Here is an 18,120-nt window from a genome sequence, read left to right on the forward strand (position 1 = left end):
ACGGAAATCTGCCCGCCGTTAGCAAAACTGGTTTCTTGCGCGGCGCCCGCCTGGCGCTCGAGCACGCGCACGTCGTGGCCCGCCTGGCGCAAATACCAGGCCGATGCCGTGCCGACCACGCCGGCGCCGAGGACAAGGATCTTCATGGCAGATGGCCCGGAATCAGCGCGTCAGCAACACGGCGATGGCGACGAAGGCGGCGATCCACACCGTTTCCATCACCAGCATGATCACGGGACGCCAGCCCAGCGAGGCCAGCGACTGGAACGAGGTTTTCACGCCCAGGGCGGCGATGGCGATGACGAGACAGGCGCGCGAAGCATTGTTGATCCAGCCATTCACTTCCTGCGGGATCAAGCCCAGGCTGTTGGTAATCACCAGCCAGACAAAACCGATCAGAAAGAAAGGCACCAGTGGCGGCGCATCGACTTCGCTCTTGCCATCCTTGCGCTTGAACATGATCGACAGGCCCAGCACGACAGGCACGAGGCAAGCCACGCGCGTCAGCTTCACGAAGGTGGCCACGTCGCCCGTATGGTTGCTTACCAGGTAACCGGCGCCCACCACTTGCGCCACGTCATGGATGGTGCCGCCGATGAACACGCCCGCTTCCGTCGGATCAAAGCCCAGCAGCTTGACCAGCAGCGGATAGACGATCATGGCCAGGGTCGACAGCGACGTCACGCCCACCACTGTCAGCAGGGTGAACTTTTCGTTTTCCTTGGTTTGCGGCAGCACCGCGGAAATGGCCAGCGCGGCCGAGGCACCACAGATGGCCACGGAGCCGCCCGACAAAATCCCTTCCGTGATGGGCCGTTTCAGCCACTTGGCCAGCAGATAGCCAAAACCCAGGGTGGCGATCAGGCCACCGACGACGATCAGCAAGGGCGTCACGCCAACCGAGGCGATCTGGTTGAAGGTGATGCGCGCGCCCAGCAGGGCCACGCCCGTGCGCAGCAACACCTTGCTGCAAAATTCGATGCCGGGCTTGCAGGTGGGGTCTGAGGCGAGGAAGTGGAAGGCCAGGCCGAAGAACAGCGCATACAGCAGCTGGGGACCGCCGTAATTGCTGGAAATAAAGGTGGCCGACAGGGCGATCACCAGCGCGATGGCCACGCCGGGCCAGCTGCGCAGCACGGCGCGGGGCCGCCAGATGGCGACGGCGGAAGACAGGTAGGGAATGTTCTTGTCGACAACGCGTGTTATCGCTGAGGAGTTGGTTTTCATGCGGGTCCGCTCATGATGTTTTAAAAATTGGGACATTTCATCTCGTTTTTTAATAATACACGATGAGCTAGCGAAGTCCATGCTTTTCCATGAAAATCGAAACCGGATGTTCCGGAAACTGACGTTTTAAGGTTAATGCTGGCGTAAACGACGAGCGGCGCGGCCCTTTGCAGGGACGCGCCGCCGTTGCTGGTGTTTGAAAGCTTACTTCTTGTTCAGACGGGTAATCAGGCTGGACGTGTCATAGCGGTTGCCGCCTGCCTGCTGCACTTCGCCATAGAACTGGTCCGTCAAGGTCGTCACGGGCAGGTCGCTGCCGTTGCGCTTGGCCTCGGCGAGGCAGATGCCCAGGTCCTTGCGCATCAGGTCGACGGCGAAACCGAAGTCGAACTTGCGCTCTATCATGGTCTTGCCGCGGTTTTCCAGCTGCCACGACTGCGCCGCGCCCTTGGAAATCACGTCCACGACCAGCGCCGCATCGAGGCCCGCGTTTTCCGCAAAGGCAATGCCTTCGCTGAGGGCCTGCACCAGACCCGCGATGCAGATCTGGTTGACCATCTTCGTCAGCTGGCCCGAGCCGGAGGCGCCCATGAAGGTGACGGCGCGCGCGAACAGGGCGATGACGGGTTCAGCCCGCGCGTAGGCCTCAGCATCGCCGCCCGCCATCACCGTCAGCTTGCCGTTTTCCGCACCCGCCTGGCCGCCGGACACGGGCGCGTCGAGGAAGAACACGCCCTTCTCTTGCGCCGCCGCGTGGAGGGTACGCGCTGCTTCGGCGGACGCTGTTGTGTGGTCGATCAGGATGCTGCCCGGCGCCATGGCAGACAGCAAGCCGCCCTCTTCCAGGATGACTTGATACAGATCGTTGTCGTTGCCGATGCACGTGAAGACGAACTCGGCACCTGCGGCAGCGGCGGCCGGCGTGACGGCGCTGCTGCCCTTATGCAGTTCCAGCCAGGCGGCTGCGCGGGCCGGGTTGCGGTTGTACACGGTAACGTCGTGCCCGCCCGCCGCCAGGTGACCTGCCATGGGGAAACCCATGACGCCCAAACCGATGAATGCCACTTTTGCCATATTGTCCGTCCTGTCGATGTATGAATCTGATTATTGTTGCACAAATGGCCTGTGCCGGCAGCATGGCGCGACCATCTGGCCAGCAAGGTGCGCAAGCAGTGGCGCATGAGGAACATCTGCATGTCAACTATGCAAGATAGGAATTATCATAAAGAAACTTTATATTGCATTTTTTTCTAGCAAATACTATATTGAATTAGCATTAGAAATTTCAATGCACAGTGCCACCACCCTTTTCCCCATCCCTGTTAAGGAGTCCATCTTGCAAACCACATTCTCCCGCCTGAAAATCATGAGCGCAGCCGTCCTGCTGCTCGCCGCCAGCGCTGCACAGGCTGACATCACGGTCTTTACCAGCCAGTCTGCTTATCTGGCAGCCGTAGGCAATACCGGTGTCGATACCTTTGATGATTTGCCGATCGATAGCCTTGGCGGTCCCCTGAACCGTAGCGCTGGCAGCTACGCCTACACAGCAAGCAGCGTTGGCGTCTCGCCCATTCTGTATGGCGCCGGCACGGGCAGTGACAACTGGCTGAGTACGAACGACCGCAACGACAGCGTATTGTTCTCCAACTTTTCCAGCGCCGTGCGTGGCGTGGGGGGATTCTTCTTTGGGTCGGACTTTGTCGGTGAATACGCCGACAGCCAAAGCGTCACCCTGACCGCCCGCAATGCGCTGGGTGAAATGCTCACCTACGAGTTGACCTTGCCGACGCAGGCGTCATTTATCGGCTTCTTATCGTCGGGCGCCTTCTCCGACCTGAGCGTCAGCACTGCCGGACAGGTTGGTATCTGGCCAACCATCAATAACCTGACCGTGTCGGCCGTACCGGAGCCAGCCACTTACGGCATGCTGTTGGGCGGTCTGGGTTTGCTGGGCTTCATGGCACGCCGCCGCCGGACCAGCCAAGGCTAAGCCACTGGCGCCTGGTAAGGCTGCCTGCAGCCATACCAGGTCTGCCATCACGACAACAGCTCGCGCAAGGCCGCCATCAGGGCCGCGCATTCACCCGCGTTACCGATGCTGATGCGCAAATACTGGCTGATGCGCGGCGCATTGAAATGGCGCACGATCACGGCGCGGGCACGCAAACCGGCCGCCAGTTGCGACGCTTCATGCTGCGGGTGGCGGGCAAAGACAAAGTTGGCCACCGAAGGCAGCACCTCGAAACCCAACGCCGCCAGGTCCGCCGTCAGCTGTTCACGGCTGGCGATGACGGCCTGGCGCGTCTGCTGAAAATACGCTTCGTCATGCAGCGACGCCACGGCACCGGCCAGCGCCAGCCGGTCCAGCGGATACGAATTGAAACTGTTCTTCACTCTTTCCAGCGCCTCGATCAGGTCAGGATGCCCGAAGGCACAGCCCACGCGCAAGCCGGCCAGCGAGCGCGATTTTGAGAACGTCTGCACCACCAGCAAGTTCGGATAACGGTCGACCAGGGCCACACTACTTTCCCCTCCGAAATCCACATAGGCTTCATCGACCACCACCACGGCATCGGGATGCTCGCGCAGCAGGGTTTCCACGCCGGCCAGCGGCAAGTCCACGCCCGTGGGCGCATTGGGATTGGGGAAGATGATGGCGCCGCATGGCCCCTGATAGTCTTCCGTGCGGATGCGCATGGACTCGTCGAGCGCTACCGTGCGGTAATCGATGCCGTACAGCTTGCAATACACGGGATAGAAACTGTAGCTGATGTCGGGGAATAGCAGCGGCGCATCATGCTTGAGCAAAGCCATGAAGGCCAGCGCCAGCACTTCGTCTGAACCGTTGCCGACGAACACTTGCGCACTGGTCAAGCCGTGGTAGTCGGCCAGCGTTTGCTTCAGTTCGCTGGCCGACGGGTCCGGATACAGGCGCAAGCTGTCGTGACTTGCTTCGCGCAGCGCGGCCAGCACCTGGGGCGATGGGCCGTAAGGGTTTTCATTGGTGTTGAGTTTGACCAGGTCGGGCAGTTTCGGCTGCTCGCCGGGGATGTAGGGGGTCAGCTCGCTGACGATGTTACTCCAGAATCGGCTCATTGCTTGTATTGGTGGGGGCAGGATGGGAGGGGGTAGATTACCATAGGCTGAGCAGGGTCAAGGTGGCTTGCAGCGGCGCGGGTTAGCGTGAGCAGCATCGGCTCCAAGGTGAGGAGGACGCGGCATGAACAGCATGCACAAGCTGAGCGATATGCGGGTGCGGCAAGGCACGCTGACGCAACAGGCGCGCCAGCGCAAGATCGATGCATGGCTGCAGGTCGCTGCCAGCCTAGGCGAACAGATCACCATCGAATTGCAGGCTGCCTCTGGCCAACTACAGGGCGAAGGAATGGCCGACTTGCAGCGCGCGACGGCACTGACGCAACGCCTGGCAAGGAATAGCAGGGCCATGCACGATACCCTCGGGACACTGTTTGACAGCGGTGAAAAAAGCGAGGAGCATGAAGTGAATAGTGCGGAGGATGGGGTCATGGACGAGCAAGTCAACACGCTGGGAAAAGACTTGGCGGGTGTGAAACTGGACGTTGCTGATTTGAAGGTGGATGTGGCGGACCTCAAGGTGGATGTGGCCGGTCTGAAAACGGATGTCGCTGTTCTCAAGACGGATGTCGGCAATTTGAAACTGGACATGGCGGTAGTGCGCTCCAATTATGCGACCAAGTCCGATGTGGCTGAGGCGAAGTCGGCTATCATCGTGTCGTGTATCGGGACGATAATGGCCATGTCGGGCGTGGCGTTTGCGGTGGCGAGGCTGGTACACTAGCTCGCGCTGGCGGGTGGGCTGGCAAGTCAAGCCTGAATGGAGAAAAAACGTCTTGCGCTGCGCGCTTTGGGCGGTTTTTCTACCTGCATTGATACGCTGCTGATTTTCTAGCGTTGCGGAAATAAAAAAAGCTCCCTTGCGGGAGCTTCTCTTATGTATTCTGGCGGAGAGGGTGGGATTCGAACCCACGGTACGATTTAACGTACGCTTGATTTCGAGTCAAGTACATTCGACCACTCTGCCACCTCTCCGTTTACTGCGGTCTATTTGTTCAAACTGGCGTGCCGGTTTGAACGAGGCGCTATTTTAGCATGGGCATTGTTCAGTTGGGTAGGGGTTTTATTGGCGATTTGCAACTGAGGGCTGGTCACTGAAATCAAAATCCATATGGGCGATTCCGGGAGCCTCGCGCCCGCGGACACCAAGGCAAAAACCAATTGGACGATTCGGGGAGCCTCGTGCCTGCGTACACCAAGGCAAAATCCAATTGGACGATTCGGGGAGCCTCGCGCGAGTACGCGCTCGTCTTCGAATCCCACGCGTACGCCCCGCAGGGGGCGTACTCCTCTTCGCCGGCACAAATAAAAAAAGCTCCCTTGCGGGAGCTTTTTCTATTTGTTCTGGCGGAGAGGGTGGGATTCGAACCCACGGTACGATTTAACGTACGCTTGATTTCGAGTCAAGTACATTCGACCACTCTGCCACCTCTCCATTTGCTGCGGTCTCTCCCGCATTTCTGCGAGAAGGCAAGATTATAGCAGCCCGCGACAAAAAGAAAAGGACTATTTTAAGCCTTCAGATGCGTCAGGCCACCCATGTACGGGCGCAGCACTGGCGGGATCTCGACGCTGCCGTCCGCTTGCTGGTAGTTTTCCAGCACGGCCACCAAAGTGCGGCCCACTGCCAGGCCAGAGCCGTTCAGGGTGTGCGCCAGTTCCGGCTTGCCGGCAGCGTTGCGGAAACGTGCCTGCATGCGGCGGGCCTGGAAGGCTTCGCAGTTCGACAGGGACGAAATTTCGCGGTAGGTGTTTTGCGCTGGCAACCACACTTCCAGGTCGAAGGTCTTGGTGGCGCCGAAACCCATGTCGCCCGTGCACAGCGACATCACGCGGTATGGCAGACCCAGGCGTTGCAATATCGTTTCAGCATGGCCGACCATTTCATCGAGCACCTGGTAGGAAGTGTCCGGATGCACCACTTGCACCATTTCCACCTTGTCGAACTGATGCTGGCGGATCATGCCGCGCGTGTCGCGGCCGTAGCTACCCGCTTCCGAGCGGAAGCATGGCGTGTGGGCCGTCATTTTCAGGGGCAATTGATCGAGCGCCAGGATTTCGTCGCGCGCAATATTGGTCAACGATACTTCCGACGTGGGGATCAGGTAGAAGGTTTCGCCCTCGCCTTCCGCGCCGCCTTTTTTCACCGAGAACAGATCGGCTTCGAATTTTGGCAACTGGCCCGTGCCGCGCAGCGAATCGGCGTTGACCATGTACGGGGTATAGCATTCCGTGTAGCCGTGCTCGTCCACGTGCGTGTTCAGCATGAATTGCGCCAGCGCGCGGTGCAAACGGGCGATGCCGCCCTTCATGACGGAGAAGCGCGAACCGGTCAGCTTGGTGGCCACTTCGAAATCCAGGCCCAGCGGGGCGCCCACGTCGACGTGATCCTTGACTTCGAACTCGAAGGTGCGTGGCGTGCCAACCTTGCGCACTTCCACGTTGCCCGACTCGTCCGTGCCCACGGGCGACGATTCGTGCGGCAAATTCGGCACGGCCATGATGAAATCGCTCAGCTTGGCTTGCACCAGGGTCAGGGCCGCTTCATCGGCTTTCAGCTCATCGCCCAGGCCGGCCACTTGCGCCATCACGGCCGAGGTGTCTTCCCCCTTGCCTTTCAACATGCCGATTTGCTTGGACAGCGCATTGCGCTTGCCCTGCAGCTCTTCGGTGCGCGTCTGGATCGCCTTGCGTTCGGCTTCGAGGGCATTGAAACCTGCCACGTCGAGCTGGAATTTGCGCGTCGCCAGGCGTTCTGCGACGGTGGCGATGTCTTTACGGAGAAGTTGGATATCTATCATGGGAGGATGGCGGTGCCGATGTATCGAAAGCACTCATTGTACCAAGACCCCGTTCACTTCGATGAGTTTTGCACACGACCCACCATCGTCATGGCAGCGTAGCTGGGCACTCGCGCCCGCTTTACAGCTTGCCTCAGATAAAGGCGGCTTTTTCGGCCGCGGTGAGGCGGCGGGCGCTCACGGTGACGACGGGCATCGTGGTGTCGGTGGCCTGGGCGATCACGGTGCTGCTGGCGCTCACTTCCACCGTATTCGCACCGGCGCTGGCGAAGCTGGCGCCGATGGCGATAATGGCGGCGGCGACAAAGGTGATTTCCATGTTTTTCAATGCGTGCATGATGTGACTCCTGGTTAGTTTGCGTCGTTGACTGCTGCTGGTATGGTGGTACTTTAGCCAACGGCCACGAAGAAGGCCACCGGCTTGCGACCAGCGGCGAAAAACAGGGAGCGAACGGTGAAAAACGGGGACTGAAACGCAAAGAATAGTTACAAGGCCTCATGCACCAGACGGCCGAGGCGGCCGATGGCCTGCTCGATGCGCGGCGTCCAGGCATTGCCGCAATTGAGGCGCAGATAATTGCCGAACTTGCCCGAGGCAGAAAACAGCTGGCCCGGCATATACGCCACGCCGTCCGCGATCGCCCGGCCGTGCAGGGCCAGCGCATCGACTTGCGGCGGCATCTGCACCCACAGCACGAAACCGCCCTGCGGCTCGGACAGCATGCACTCATGCGGAAAGCTGGCCGCCACGGCGTCGGACATGCGCGCGATGCGCTGCACCAGGGTGCGCCGCATCTTGCGCAGCTGCTGGTCGTAGCTGCTGCCTTCCAAAAAATCCGCCAGCACGGCCTGGAAGAAATGGCTGGTGGCGCCGCTCGACACGGTTTTCAGCAAGGCCACTTCCTGCGCGAAACGCCCGGCCAGCACGTAACCGACGCGCGAGGCGGGCGTGATGGCTTTGGAAAACGAGGAGCACAATAAAACGTTGCCGCTCGTGTCGTAAGCCTTGACGGGCCACGGCCGCTGCGGCGCAAAGCACAGGTCGCCATATACATCGTCTTCCACCAGCGGAATATTGAATTGCGACAGCAGGCCAGCGAGCCGCTTCTTGTTTGCTTCCGGCATGACGCAACCGAGCGGATTATTCGCGTTCGGCACGAACAGGCACGCTTGCACGAGGCCGGCGCGCATGGCCAGCTCGAGCGCGTCGAGCGACGGCCCCGTCTTCGGGTCGGTGGGAATTTCCAGCGCCTTCATGCCCAGGCTTTCGATCATCTGCAGCAGCACGAAATACGTGGCCGACTCGATGGCGATGGTATCGCCCGGCCTGGCCACGGCCCGCAGGCATAAACTGATCGCCTCCGTGCAGGAATTCGTCACGACGATCTCGTTCGGGTCGAGCTTGCCCCAGTCCAGCGCGCGGCGCGTGACCTGGCGCAAGAAATTGCCTTCGCTGACGTCGTAGCAGCTGACCTTGCTCAACAAAGCGGGCTCGCGCCGCGCCACCGCGCTGATAGTGCGCTGCATGCGCTTGATCGGCAGTATCTCGTCCGGCGGCCACGCCGTGCCCAGCTGCACGATATTCGCCGTTTCATTATCCTTCAGTACGCGCATCAAGAGATTATTGATGCCGACAAAGGCCGGCGCCTTCAAGTGCTGGGCGTCTGCACTGCAGGGCCGGCGCGGCGCGCGGTGGCGCACGAAATAACCGGACTGAGGCCGCGCATCGACTTGCCCACGGTCTTCCATCAGGCGCAAGGCTTGCATCACGGTGCTGACAGAGATGCGCTTTTGCTGCGCCAGGTGGCGGATCGACGGCAGGCGGTCGCCGGGCGCGAACACGCGCGAGTCGATCAAGGCGCCCAGCTCGTTGGCCAGGTGCTCGTACAGATTGATATGCGCGCCCATGTTCATCCCTTCAGTATGCGGCTGCCGCGCGCGGCACGCACAGATACAGTTGCCCGATTTTTTAACAAGCACAGTCTACGACAAGGCACACTGTATGCATCACAATTTCGTTTTCCTGCATCTGTCATGGTTCACCACAAGCGCCTAAGCTGTTCCTGTCAGCACAACAGGAGCAATGCCATGCATACCGACCACGAATTGCGCAGCGAACGGCCTTTACGCCTGGAAAAATCCCACGCCAGGGTCATCGAATGCCTGTCCGGCACGGCGTGGATCACGGCCTACGCCCAGTTCGAGGATTACGTGCTGCGCAGCGGCGAACGCTACACGATACCGAATGACGGCCTGGTGCTGGTCGAAGCCGTGGGTAGCGGACACATCCGCGTGCATGGGACGGCCACACCGCGCCCCGCCCTGCTGCGCTGGCTGAACCTGGCACTGCCTCACACACTGAATGCAAGCAATACATGAATCAAGCAACACTGCGCGTCCTCGTCACGGGCGCCGCCGGCATCATCGGCACCGCTTTCTGGAAGCGCCGGCACGGGGAATTCTCCCTGCGCCTGGCCGACCTGCACACCGGCAAGCTGGCCGATGCGCCCTGCCCATCCATTCAGCTCGACGTGAGCGACTACAACGCTTGCCTGGCTGCCTGCGCCGGCATCGACGTGCTGCTGCACCTGGCTGGCGTACCACATGCCAGCGCCGATTTCGATGCGCAATTGCTGCAGCCGAACATCATCGGCACGCACAACATCTTCCGCGCGGCACAGGCACAAGGTGTGAAAAAAGTGGTTTTTGCCAGTAGCGCGCAAGCCATCGAAGGCTATCCGCTCGATATGCAGGTGCAGGAAAGCATGCCGGCCCGGCCAGCGAACATGTATGGCGCCAGCAAGGCCTTCGGCGAAGGCGTGGCCTGCGCGTTCGCGCACCAGCATGGCATGACGGCGATTGCCGTGCGCATCGCCAACGTGGCCCACTTTGCGCCAGGTCAACAGCACAGCGCGCGCGACATCGCCGCCTTCATCAGCGAGCGCGACGTGGTGCAGCTGCTGGCCCGCTGCATCGCCGCCGACGTGACGGCCGGCTACCACGTCGTGCATGGCGTGTCGGACAACCGCTATAAACGCCTGTCGATAACAGCGACGCGCCAGTTGGTGGGCTACGCGCCGCAGGATGACGGTTTTGCCTTGCTAGGCTTGTAGCCTCAGCCTTTGCCGGCTGGTTTTCCTGCTTTCCTGTCCAGCTCGCGCAGCCACGCCAATTTATCGGCGATCTTGCTTTCCAGGCCGCGCGGCACGGGCTGGTACCAGCCCGGTTCGTCCATGCCGTCCGGGAAATAGGTTTCGCCGGCCGCGTAAGCATCAGGCTCGTCGTGTGCATAGCGGTAAGCGTGGCCGTAACCGAGTTCCTTCATCAGTTTCGTCGGCGCATTGCGCAAGTGCACGGGCACTTCCTTGGATTTATCTTTCTTCACAAACGCCATGGCCGTATTGAAGGCGTTGTAGCCGGCATTGCTTTTCGCGGCAATCGCCAGGTAAATCACGGCCTGGCCCAAGGCCAGCTCGCCTTCGGGTGAACCCAGGCGTTCATAGGTTGCCGCCGCGTCGTTGGCCATGGTCAAGGCGCGGGGGTCGGCCAGGCCGATGTCTTCCCAGGCCATGCGCACGATGCGCCGCGACAGGTAGCGCGGGTCGGCGCCGCCATCAATCATGCGGCAAAACCAGTACAGGGCCGCGTCCGGGTTCGAACCCCGCACGGATTTATGCAGTGCGGAAATCTGGTCATAGAAATTGTCGCCACCCTTGTCGAAGCGGCGCGAATTGAGGGTCAGCGCATTGTCGACGAAGGCCGCATCGATTGTCGTCGTGCCCGTCGAGCTGGCGGCCGTCTCGGCCTGCTCCAGCAAGTTCAGGAAGCGCCGCGCATCGCCGTCCGCGTAGCCGATCAGGGTATCGGCAGCCGCCTCGTCAAAGCTCAGGTGCGTCAGTGCCGTCGACTGCGCCTTGGCCAGCAACAGCTTCATCTCGTCTTCGCTGAGCGATTTCAATACATACACTTGCGCGCGCGACAGCAGCGCCGAATTGACTTCGAAGCTGGGGTTTTCCGTCGTCGCGCCGATAAACGTCACCAGACCTGATTCGACAAACGGCAACAAGGCATCCTGTTGCGATTTGTTGAACCTGTGTATCTCGTCGACGAACAACAAGGTGTGCTTGCCGAACTGGTCTAGGCTGTGGCGGGCCTGGTCCATGGCGGCGCGGATATCTTTCACGCCGGCAAACACGGCCGACAAAGCGATGAATTCGCTGTCGAAGGCGTTCGCCATCAAACGCGCCAGGGTGGTCTTGCCCACGCCGGGCGGCCCCCACAAGATCATCGAATGGGCCTTGCCCGCCTCGAATGCCAGGCGCAGCGGCTTGCCCACGCCCAGCAGATGCGTCTGGCCAATGACTTCGTTGAGGGTAGCAGGCCGCAAGGCTTCGGCCAGCGGCTGGCGCGGTGCGGTGGAAAAGAGATCCGCCATAATAGGTACCGGGTAAGAATGCAAAGGCCCCGCATCGCTGCGAGGCCGGTCAACAACAAGACGTCAACAATCAGTTATTAATGACGTCCGCGCCTTTAGGCATCACGAATTTGAAATGGTTCGCTGCCAGCGCCGGATTTTTCTGGAAATTCTTGAACGACAACACCGACGTCTGGCCGAACGAGTCACGCAATTCCATCGCTTCGGGCACGCCGTTGCGCAGGCCGATGGTGATTTCATCAAACGTCGTATCCTTGGCCTTCGGCGTTGCCTTCAGCCATTCCAGGCCATCGCGCGTGCCCGCCTCGGCCAGGGTGAAATTCTTTTCCAGGTCGTTGCTGCCAAACAGGATGGCCGCTGGCGAGGAACCGAGGGCGTCGCCCAGTTTCTTGACCGTCACCTGGCTCAAGTCCTTGTCGTAGATATACAGCTTGTCGCCATCGGCTTGCAGCAACTGTTCGTAAGGCTTCAGATAGGTCCAGATGAACTTGCCCGGGCGGGCGAATTCAAACGTGCCGCTGGCCGGCGTCGACACTTTCGCCTTGCCGCTGGCGTCCGCCTTCTTGACCTGGCGCTGCACGAACTCGCCCTTGGCCGACTTGGTGCCGGCGGCAAAGCTCTTGAATTGTTCCAGCGCGCTGGCCGAGGCACTTGCCGCGAACAGCAGGCTGCAGGCGATGCCGGCCGCACCCATCATCATTTTTGCTGCGAAAGTCGTGTTCTTCATTCTGTTTACCCTTGTTCAGCACTTGCCGCCGGCACCAGGATGTCCCGGTTGCCATTGGATTGCATGGTTGATACCACCCCGCTCTGCTCCATCTGCTCGAGCAGACGGGCGGCGCGGTTGTAGCCGATGCGCAAATGACGCTGCACCAGCGAAATCGAGGCGCGGCGGTTTTTCAGCACCACCGCTACCGCCTGGTCGTACAGGGCATCGGCCTCGCCGCCGCCCTCGCCCGGCGCGCCGCCTTCGGCGCCATCGCCTTCCAGGGTGCCGCCTTCGAGGATGCCCTCGATGTAATTCGGTTCGCCCTGCAGCTTCAAATGGCTGACAACGCGGTGGACTTCTTCATCGGACACAAACGCGCCATGCACGCGCATCGGCAAGCCGGTGCCGGGCGGCATGTACAACATGTCGCCCATGCCCAGCAGGGTTTCCGCACCCATCTGGTCGAGAATGGTGCGCGAGTCAATCTTTGACGACACCTGGAAGGCGATACGCGTGGGGATGTTCGCCTTGATCAAGCCCGTGATCACGTCTACAGATGGGCGCTGCGTGGCCAGAATCAAGTGCAAACCGGCGGCGCGCGCCTTTTGCGCGATACGCGCGATCAATTCCTCGACTTTTTTACCCACCACCATCATCAGATCGGCCAGCTCGTCGATGATGATGACGATGGTCGGCAGTTTATCCAGCGGCTCCGGCGAATCGGGCGTCAGGCTGAACGGATTCGGTATGTGTTCTTCGCGCTTTTTCGCGTCGGCAATCTTCGCGTTGTAGCCCGCCAGGTTGCGCACGCCCATCTTGCTCATCAGCTTGTAGCGGCGTTCCATCTCGTTTACGGCCCAGTTCAGCGCGTGGCCCGCCTGGCGCATGTCGGTGACGACGGGCGCCAGCAAGTGCGGGATGCCTTCGTAGACGGACATTTCCAGCATCTTCGGATCGATCAGGATCAGGCGCACGTCGAGCGGGTCGGATTTGTACAGCAGCGACAAAATCGTCGCATTGATGCCCACGGATTTACCGGAGCCGGTGGTACCGGCCACCAGCAAGTGGGGCATCTTGGCCAGGTCGGCCACGACGGGCTTGCCGGCAATATCCTTGCCCAGCGCAATGGTCAGGCTGGACACGCCATCGTTGTAGACCTTGGAGCCGAGGATTTCCGTCAGGCGCACGATCTGGCGTTTGCTATTCGGCAATTCCAGGGCCATATAGTTCTTGCCGGGAATGGTTTCCACCACCCGAATCGAGGTCAGGGACAGCGAACGGGCCAGGTCGCGCGCCAGGCCCACAATCTGGCTGCCCTTCACGCCCGTGGCCGGCTCGATTTCATAGCGCGTCACCACGGGACCAGGGTAAGCGGCCACTACCTTGGCATCCACGCCAAAATCGGACAATTTCTTTTCGATCAGGCGGCTCGTAAATTCCAGCGTTTCCACGGAAACCGTTTCCACCACAGGCGGCGCTTCATCGAGCAGAGACAGCGGCGGCAATTTGCCGTCACCGGGAGTTTCAAACAGATGCGCCTGGCGCTCCTTTTCCACGCGCTCCGATTTCACCACGGTCACCACCTGCGGCTCGATCTTCACGGGCGGCGCGGCCACGTGCTTTTCCACATGCTTGGCACGTTCGATGACCACCACTTCGTCGCGGCGCACGGCGGCCACTTCGCCCTGGCGGCGATCTTCGCGGTCCTGGTAGCGCAGCACGAACCAGTTGAAAACATCTTCGATGGCGCCACCGATGCGCTCGGCCACTTGCAGCCAGGACACATGGAAGAACAGGGAAAAGCCCAGGCCGAACAGCAGCAACAGCAGCAAGGTGGCGCCCGTAAAACCGAAGGCCACATGGGCCGAGTGTCCCACCAGCTGGCCCAGCACGCCGCCCGGCTCGCGCGGCAACTGCACGTGCAGGCTTTTCGCCATGCGCAGGTATTCGAGGCCCATGCTGCCGATCAGCATGATGGAGAAGCCGACGATGCGGATCAGCATCTCGACATGGTGCTCGCGCTCCACCTCTTCCTCTTCCAGCAGGAAGCGCTTACTCAGGCGGCGGTAGCCATTCCATACCGTGCGCAACAGCCAGATGCACCACCACCAGGCGGAAAAACCGAAGATATACAGCAACAAATCGGAAAAGGTCGCGCCCAGCTTGCCACCCAGGTTGGCGACCTTGTCGACATTGGTGGCATGCGACCAGCCGGGATCGAGCTTGTTGAAGCTGGCCAGTATCAGCACGAAATACAGGGCAAAGGCGGCCAGCGCGAACCAGCGCGCCTCGGACAGCAGCCGCACCAGCCGGTTGGGCAGGGGCCGGCGTTCGACCGGTTTTCGGGTGTAGCTATTTTGATTGGCCTGGGCTGGTTTAGTCATTCTGGGAAGCGCTGCAAGGTGATAAATGTTTCTGAAAGGGAATTTCCCATAATAAGGAAGTATTCTAAGCCATATATGCCCCGGACGGCCCCACGATTCGTCGCTACAGGCGGCTTGGTCTATAATCTGGGATTGCCTGCGCAAGCGCAATACGCCCTTGTTCTTCGCGCGTATGCCCCCAATTCGGATAGACCCCATTCATAGAGAAGCCTCCCATGACCACTAGCAAACACGCCCGCGTTTTGATCCTCGGCTCCGGCCCAGCCGGCTACAGCGCCGCCGTCTACGCCGCCCGCGCCAACCTGAACCCGATGCTGGTTACCGGCGTGGAACAAGGCGGTCAATTGATGACCACCACCGACGTGGAAAACTGGCCAGGCGACCCGATGGGCGTGCAAGGCCCGGACCTGATGCAGCGTTTGCTGCAACACGCCGAGCGTTTCAATACGGAAATCGTGTTTGACCACATCCACACCACCTTCCTCAACGAAAAACCGATCCGCCTGAAGGGCGACAGCCACGAATACACGTGCGACACCTTGATCATCGCCACGGGCGCGTCCGCGCAATACCTGGGCCTGCCATCGGAAGCGCAATTCATGGGCAAGGGCGTGTCCGCCTGCGCCACCTGCGATGGTTTCTTCTACCGCAACCAGGAAGTGGCCGTTGTCGGCGGCGGCAACACGGCCGTCGAGGAGGCGCTGTACCTGTCGAACATTGCCAATAAAGTTACCCTGATCCACCGCCGCGACAAGTTCCGCGCCGAAGCCATCCTGATCGACCGCCTGAATGCCAAAGTTGCCGAAGGCAAGATCGTGTTGAAATATAACCACACCCTGGACGAAGTGACGGGCAACGACAGCGGCGTGACGGGCTTGAACATCAAGTCGACCATCGACGGCAAGGTCGAAGCGCTCTCCGTGCATGGCGTGTTCATCGCCATCGGCCACAAGCCGAACACGGGCATCTTCGAAGGCCAGCTGGACATGCACAACGGCTACATCAAGACGAAAACCGGCCTGGAAGGCATGGCCACGGCCACCAGTGCGCCGGGCGTATTCGCCGCCGGCGACGTGCAAGACCATATCTACCGCCAGGCCATCACCAGCGCCGGCACGGGTTGCATGGCAGCACTGGACGCCCAGCGCTACCTGGAAGGACAGGAGTAAGCGTCGCATGGCGTCGATGAAAGACTTTGCCGACCTGAAAGCGGTCAGCAAGCAGCTCAAGGAGCAGGCGGATGCGCGCGCGCAAGCCGCAGCCGAGCGCGCGCAGCAGGTCAAGGTGCAAGCCGTGGAAAGCAATCTGTTCAAGGCCAGCATCGGCGGCGTCAAGCGCCTGCCCGAGTCGGATCGCTACGTGCCCAGCCTGCCCAAGGCAGGCGCCATGGCGGCCCAGCAGCCGGCGCGCAAGTTATCTCCGGCAGAGGACGATGCGGCCGTGCTGCGCGAGTCGCTGTCGGACTTGTTCGAGGTCGACCATTACCTGGAAAACGATCCGGCCCTGAACTACGCCCGCCCCGGCGTGGGACCGGACGTGGTCAAAAAGATGCGCAAGGGCCACTGGCCCATCCAGGACGAGCTGGACTTGCACGGTTTGCGCCGCGACGAGGCGCGCGACGGCATCGGCGCCTTTTTGAACCAGGCGACGCGGCGCAAGCTGCGTTGCGTGCGCGTGATCCATGGCAAGGGTTTTGGCTCGAAAGGCCAGGAACCCGTCTTGAAATCGATGGTGCACAGCTGGCTCGTGCAAAAGGATGAAGTCATCGCCTTTTGCCAGGCGCGCCGCTCCGAAGGCGGCGATGGCGCGCTGGTGGTATTGCTTTCTTCCGCGCTGCAGCCCATACGCTAAGATTAGCAGCAAGAACACGCTCAGTAACAAGTTACACCCGGCGCACGGCCCCGTTTGTCACCATTCGGGGCCGTGTCATGTTAACCTATGACAATTATTTCCTGCTCAAGCGCGCCCCCCATGATGCCACCCCAATTGCCGCCTGGCTCGCTGATCAAGTTCATTGAGGTCATCGCCATCCTGGTGGGCGCGTTTTCCGGTTTCATCGAAGCGCGACGCAAGCGCATGGACCTCGTCGGCGTGTTCGTCGTGGCCTTCATCACGGCGTTTGGCGGCGGCACCCTGCGCGACATCCTGCTCGACAAGCGGCCCTTGTTCTGGGTCTCGCACCAGGAATACGCGATTCTCATCTTCGTACTGGCCCTGACGGCCGCACCCCTGATCCAGCATTTGCGGCAGATCGTCTCGGAACGCCTGATCGTCATCGCCGACGCCATCGGCCTGGGCATGTTCGCCATCGCAGGCGTGGCCGAAGCGATGCGCGCCGGCATGCCGATCTTCATCGCCTCGATGATGGGGGTGATTACGGGGATTTTTGGCGGCGTGATGCGCGACATCGTCTGCAATGAAGTGCCGATGGTGTTTCGCGACGGCAAACCGTACGCCATCTGCGCGTTTTTCGGCTGCTGGGCCTACCTGCTGCAGATGCATTTCGGCGCCGAGCACGACTTCGCGCTATGGACCAGCGCCAGCGGTATCACGATGATGCGCCTGATCTGCTGGAAATTCGATATGCGCCTGGGGCGCTAAACAATAGCTGCATAGCGCCTGCCAGAAGCGTAGCGAGCGGCAGCGATTTGTGGCTGAGAAGCGCAGCTGTGCTGGAGCACAGCGAGCATCGCAGGCCGCAAAGCGCGACGCGCAGTAGCTTATGGCTGGTGCTATCTATACTGCGTCAGGACCGGTCTCACCCGTGCGGATGCGGATCACTTGTTCCACGTCGCGCACGAAAATCTTGCCGTCGCCGATCTTGCCCGTGCGGGCTGCCTTGATGATGGCGTCAACCACCAGTTCCGACACGCTGTCATCCACCACCACTTCGACTTTAACCTTCGGCAAGAAGTCGACCACGTACTCGGCGCCACGGTACAGCTCGGTATGGCCCTTCTGGCGGCCAAAGCCCTTCACTTCCGTCACGGTCAAGCCCGTCACGTTCACATCGGCCAGGGCTTCGCGCACTTCGTCGAGCTTGAATGGTTTGATGATGGCTGTAATCTGCTTCATGGCTACTCCTTAACATTGTTGGATTGTGGACAGATGGCTGCTTATTCGTAAAACTTCGACGTGATGGGGTAGCGCCAGTCGCGGCCGAAGCCACGGTGCGTGACGCGGATGCCCACCGGCGACTGGCGCCGCTTGTATTCATTGATCTTGATCAGGCGCGTGACCCGGGCCACGTCGGCCGGCGGGTAGCCAGCCTCGATAATGTCGGCGATCGGCCGGTTTTCTTCCATGTACAGTTGCATGATGCCGTCAAGTACGTCGTATGGCGGCAGCGAATCCTGGTCCAGCTGGTCGGCGCGCAACTCGGCCGACGGTCCGCGCGTCAGGATGCGCTCGGGTATCACGCTTGAGATGCTGTTGCGCCAGGCGCACAGACGGTACACGAGCGTCTTG

The 18,120-nt window shown here is 60.7% G+C and carries 18 protein-coding genes, 2 tRNA genes and 1 pseudogene; 7 read left to right on the forward strand and 14 right to left on the reverse strand.

Annotation, left to right across the window (positions count from 1 at the left end; translation table 11 throughout):
* The 3 genes from K0F85_RS28730 to K0F85_RS12060 form a co-directional block, all read right to left on the reverse strand.
* Positions 1-146, reverse strand: a 146-nt coding sequence (locus K0F85_RS28730; protein WP_257572741.1) for an FAD-dependent oxidoreductase, incomplete at its 3' end; no start/stop codon positions are given.
* 16 nt (positions 147-162) lie between these two features.
* Positions 163-1,227 carry a YeiH family protein gene (locus K0F85_RS12055; protein ID WP_101480444.1) on the reverse strand — a complete coding sequence of 355 codons (1,065 nt, stop codon included), beginning with the start codon at positions 1,225-1,227 and terminating at the stop codon, positions 163-165.
* A 204-nt stretch (positions 1,228-1,431) separates the two neighbouring features.
* A complete protein-coding gene (locus K0F85_RS12060; protein ID WP_219116256.1) occupies positions 1,432-2,301 on the reverse strand; it encodes an NAD(P)-dependent oxidoreductase in 870 nt (289 codons plus the stop codon).
* 214 nt (positions 2,302-2,515) lie between these two features.
* Between K0F85_RS12060 and K0F85_RS12065 the strand changes: the two genes are divergently transcribed.
* Positions 2,516-3,217 (forward strand): FxDxF family PEP-CTERM protein, encoded by a 702-nt coding sequence (locus tag K0F85_RS12065; protein WP_219116257.1) that lies wholly within the window; start codon positions 2,516-2,518, stop codon positions 3,215-3,217.
* Positions 3,218-3,264: 47 nt separating this feature from the next.
* Here K0F85_RS12065 and hisC read toward each other — a convergent pair whose 3' ends face one another.
* The gene (hisC, locus tag K0F85_RS12070) at positions 3,265-4,323 is read right to left on the reverse strand and encodes a histidinol-phosphate transaminase (protein WP_219116258.1); all 1,059 of its coding nucleotides are present in this window, start codon (positions 4,321-4,323) and stop codon (positions 3,265-3,267) included.
* 124 nt (positions 4,324-4,447) lie between these two features.
* Between hisC and K0F85_RS12075 the strand changes: the two genes are divergently transcribed.
* On the forward strand, positions 4,448-5,047 hold the full coding sequence (locus tag K0F85_RS12075) for a hypothetical protein (protein WP_219116259.1): 600 nt from the start codon (positions 4,448-4,450) through the stop codon (positions 5,045-5,047).
* A 161-nt stretch (positions 5,048-5,208) separates the two neighbouring features.
* Here the strand turns inward: K0F85_RS12075 and K0F85_RS12080 are convergent.
* From K0F85_RS12080 to K0F85_RS12100, 5 genes are all read right to left on the reverse strand, one after another.
* A tRNA-Ser gene (locus K0F85_RS12080) sits at positions 5,209-5,298 on the reverse strand.
* 370 nt (positions 5,299-5,668) lie between these two features.
* Positions 5,669-5,758 (reverse strand) — tRNA-Ser (locus K0F85_RS12085).
* A 76-nt stretch (positions 5,759-5,834) separates the two neighbouring features.
* The gene (gene serS, locus K0F85_RS12090) at positions 5,835-7,124 is read right to left on the reverse strand and encodes a serine--tRNA ligase (protein WP_219116260.1); all 1,290 of its coding nucleotides are present in this window, start codon (positions 7,122-7,124) and stop codon (positions 5,835-5,837) included.
* Between the two features lie 133 nt (positions 7,125-7,257).
* Positions 7,258-7,461: a hypothetical protein gene (locus K0F85_RS12095; RefSeq protein ID WP_219116261.1), complete on the reverse strand. Its 204-nt coding sequence runs from the start codon at positions 7,459-7,461 to the stop codon at positions 7,258-7,260.
* Between the two features lie 149 nt (positions 7,462-7,610).
* Positions 7,611-9,032, reverse strand: a complete 1,422-nt coding sequence (locus K0F85_RS12100; protein ID WP_219116262.1) for a PLP-dependent aminotransferase family protein — start codon at positions 9,030-9,032, stop codon at positions 7,611-7,613.
* A 180-nt stretch (positions 9,033-9,212) separates the two neighbouring features.
* Here K0F85_RS12100 and K0F85_RS12105 point away from each other — a divergent pair, with 180 nt between their 5' ends.
* Together K0F85_RS12105 and K0F85_RS12110 are read left to right on the forward strand one after the other, a co-directional pair.
* Positions 9,213-9,503, forward strand: coding sequence for a DUF2917 domain-containing protein (locus K0F85_RS12105; protein WP_219116263.1), 291 nt, complete (start codon positions 9,213-9,215; stop codon positions 9,501-9,503).
* Positions 9,500-10,237, forward strand: a complete 738-nt coding sequence (locus K0F85_RS12110; RefSeq protein ID WP_219116264.1) for an NAD(P)-dependent oxidoreductase — start codon at positions 9,500-9,502, stop codon at positions 10,235-10,237. The genes K0F85_RS12105 and K0F85_RS12110 overlap by 4 nt, the downstream gene beginning before the upstream one ends.
* 2 nt (positions 10,238-10,239) lie before the next feature.
* On the opposite strand, the gene K0F85_RS12115 is transcribed toward K0F85_RS12110, so the two are convergent.
* The 3 genes from K0F85_RS12115 to K0F85_RS12125 all read right to left on the reverse strand — a co-directional run bounded on the left by K0F85_RS12115 (position 10,240) and on the right by K0F85_RS12125 (position 14,652).
* A complete protein-coding gene (locus tag K0F85_RS12115) occupies positions 10,240-11,559 on the reverse strand; it encodes a replication-associated recombination protein A (RefSeq protein ID WP_219116265.1) in 1,320 nt (439 codons plus the stop codon).
* Between the two features lie 70 nt (positions 11,560-11,629).
* Positions 11,630-12,286: an outer membrane lipoprotein chaperone LolA gene (lolA, locus tag K0F85_RS12120; protein ID WP_257572715.1), complete on the reverse strand. Its 657-nt coding sequence runs from the start codon at positions 12,284-12,286 to the stop codon at positions 11,630-11,632.
* Between the two features lie 5 nt (positions 12,287-12,291).
* Entirely contained in the window at positions 12,292-14,652 is a 2,361-nt protein-coding gene (locus tag K0F85_RS12125; RefSeq protein WP_219116266.1) for a DNA translocase FtsK, read from the reverse strand.
* Positions 14,653-14,867: 215 nt separating this feature from the next.
* Here K0F85_RS12125 and trxB point away from each other — a divergent pair, with 215 nt between their 5' ends.
* From trxB to K0F85_RS12140, 3 genes are all read left to right on the forward strand, one after another.
* Positions 14,868-15,821, forward strand: a complete 954-nt coding sequence (gene trxB, locus K0F85_RS12130; protein WP_219116267.1) for a thioredoxin-disulfide reductase — start codon at positions 14,868-14,870, stop codon at positions 15,819-15,821.
* Positions 15,822-15,828: 7 nt separating this feature from the next.
* Positions 15,829-16,503: a Smr/MutS family protein gene (locus K0F85_RS12135; RefSeq protein ID WP_219116268.1), complete on the forward strand. Its 675-nt coding sequence runs from the start codon at positions 15,829-15,831 to the stop codon at positions 16,501-16,503.
* Positions 16,504-16,623: 120 nt separating this feature from the next.
* The gene (locus K0F85_RS12140; RefSeq protein ID WP_219116269.1) at positions 16,624-17,253 is read left to right on the forward strand and encodes a trimeric intracellular cation channel family protein; all 630 of its coding nucleotides are present in this window, start codon (positions 16,624-16,626) and stop codon (positions 17,251-17,253) included.
* A gap of 135 nt (positions 17,254-17,388) precedes the next feature.
* On the opposite strand, the gene K0F85_RS12145 is transcribed toward K0F85_RS12140, so the two are convergent.
* Complete coding sequence (locus tag K0F85_RS12145; RefSeq protein WP_034758685.1) at positions 17,389-17,727, reverse strand: P-II family nitrogen regulator; 339 nt, start codon at positions 17,725-17,727, stop codon at positions 17,389-17,391.
* 41 nt (positions 17,728-17,768) lie between these two features.
* A pseudogene (locus tag K0F85_RS28735) lies at positions 17,769-18,120 on the reverse strand (NAD+ synthase); the annotation flags it as partial.

The sequence above is a fragment of the Janthinobacterium sp. UMAB-56 genome, assembly GCF_900095265.1.
In the GTDB taxonomy this organism is placed as follows: Bacteria; Pseudomonadota; Gammaproteobacteria; order Burkholderiales; family Burkholderiaceae_D; genus Janthinobacterium.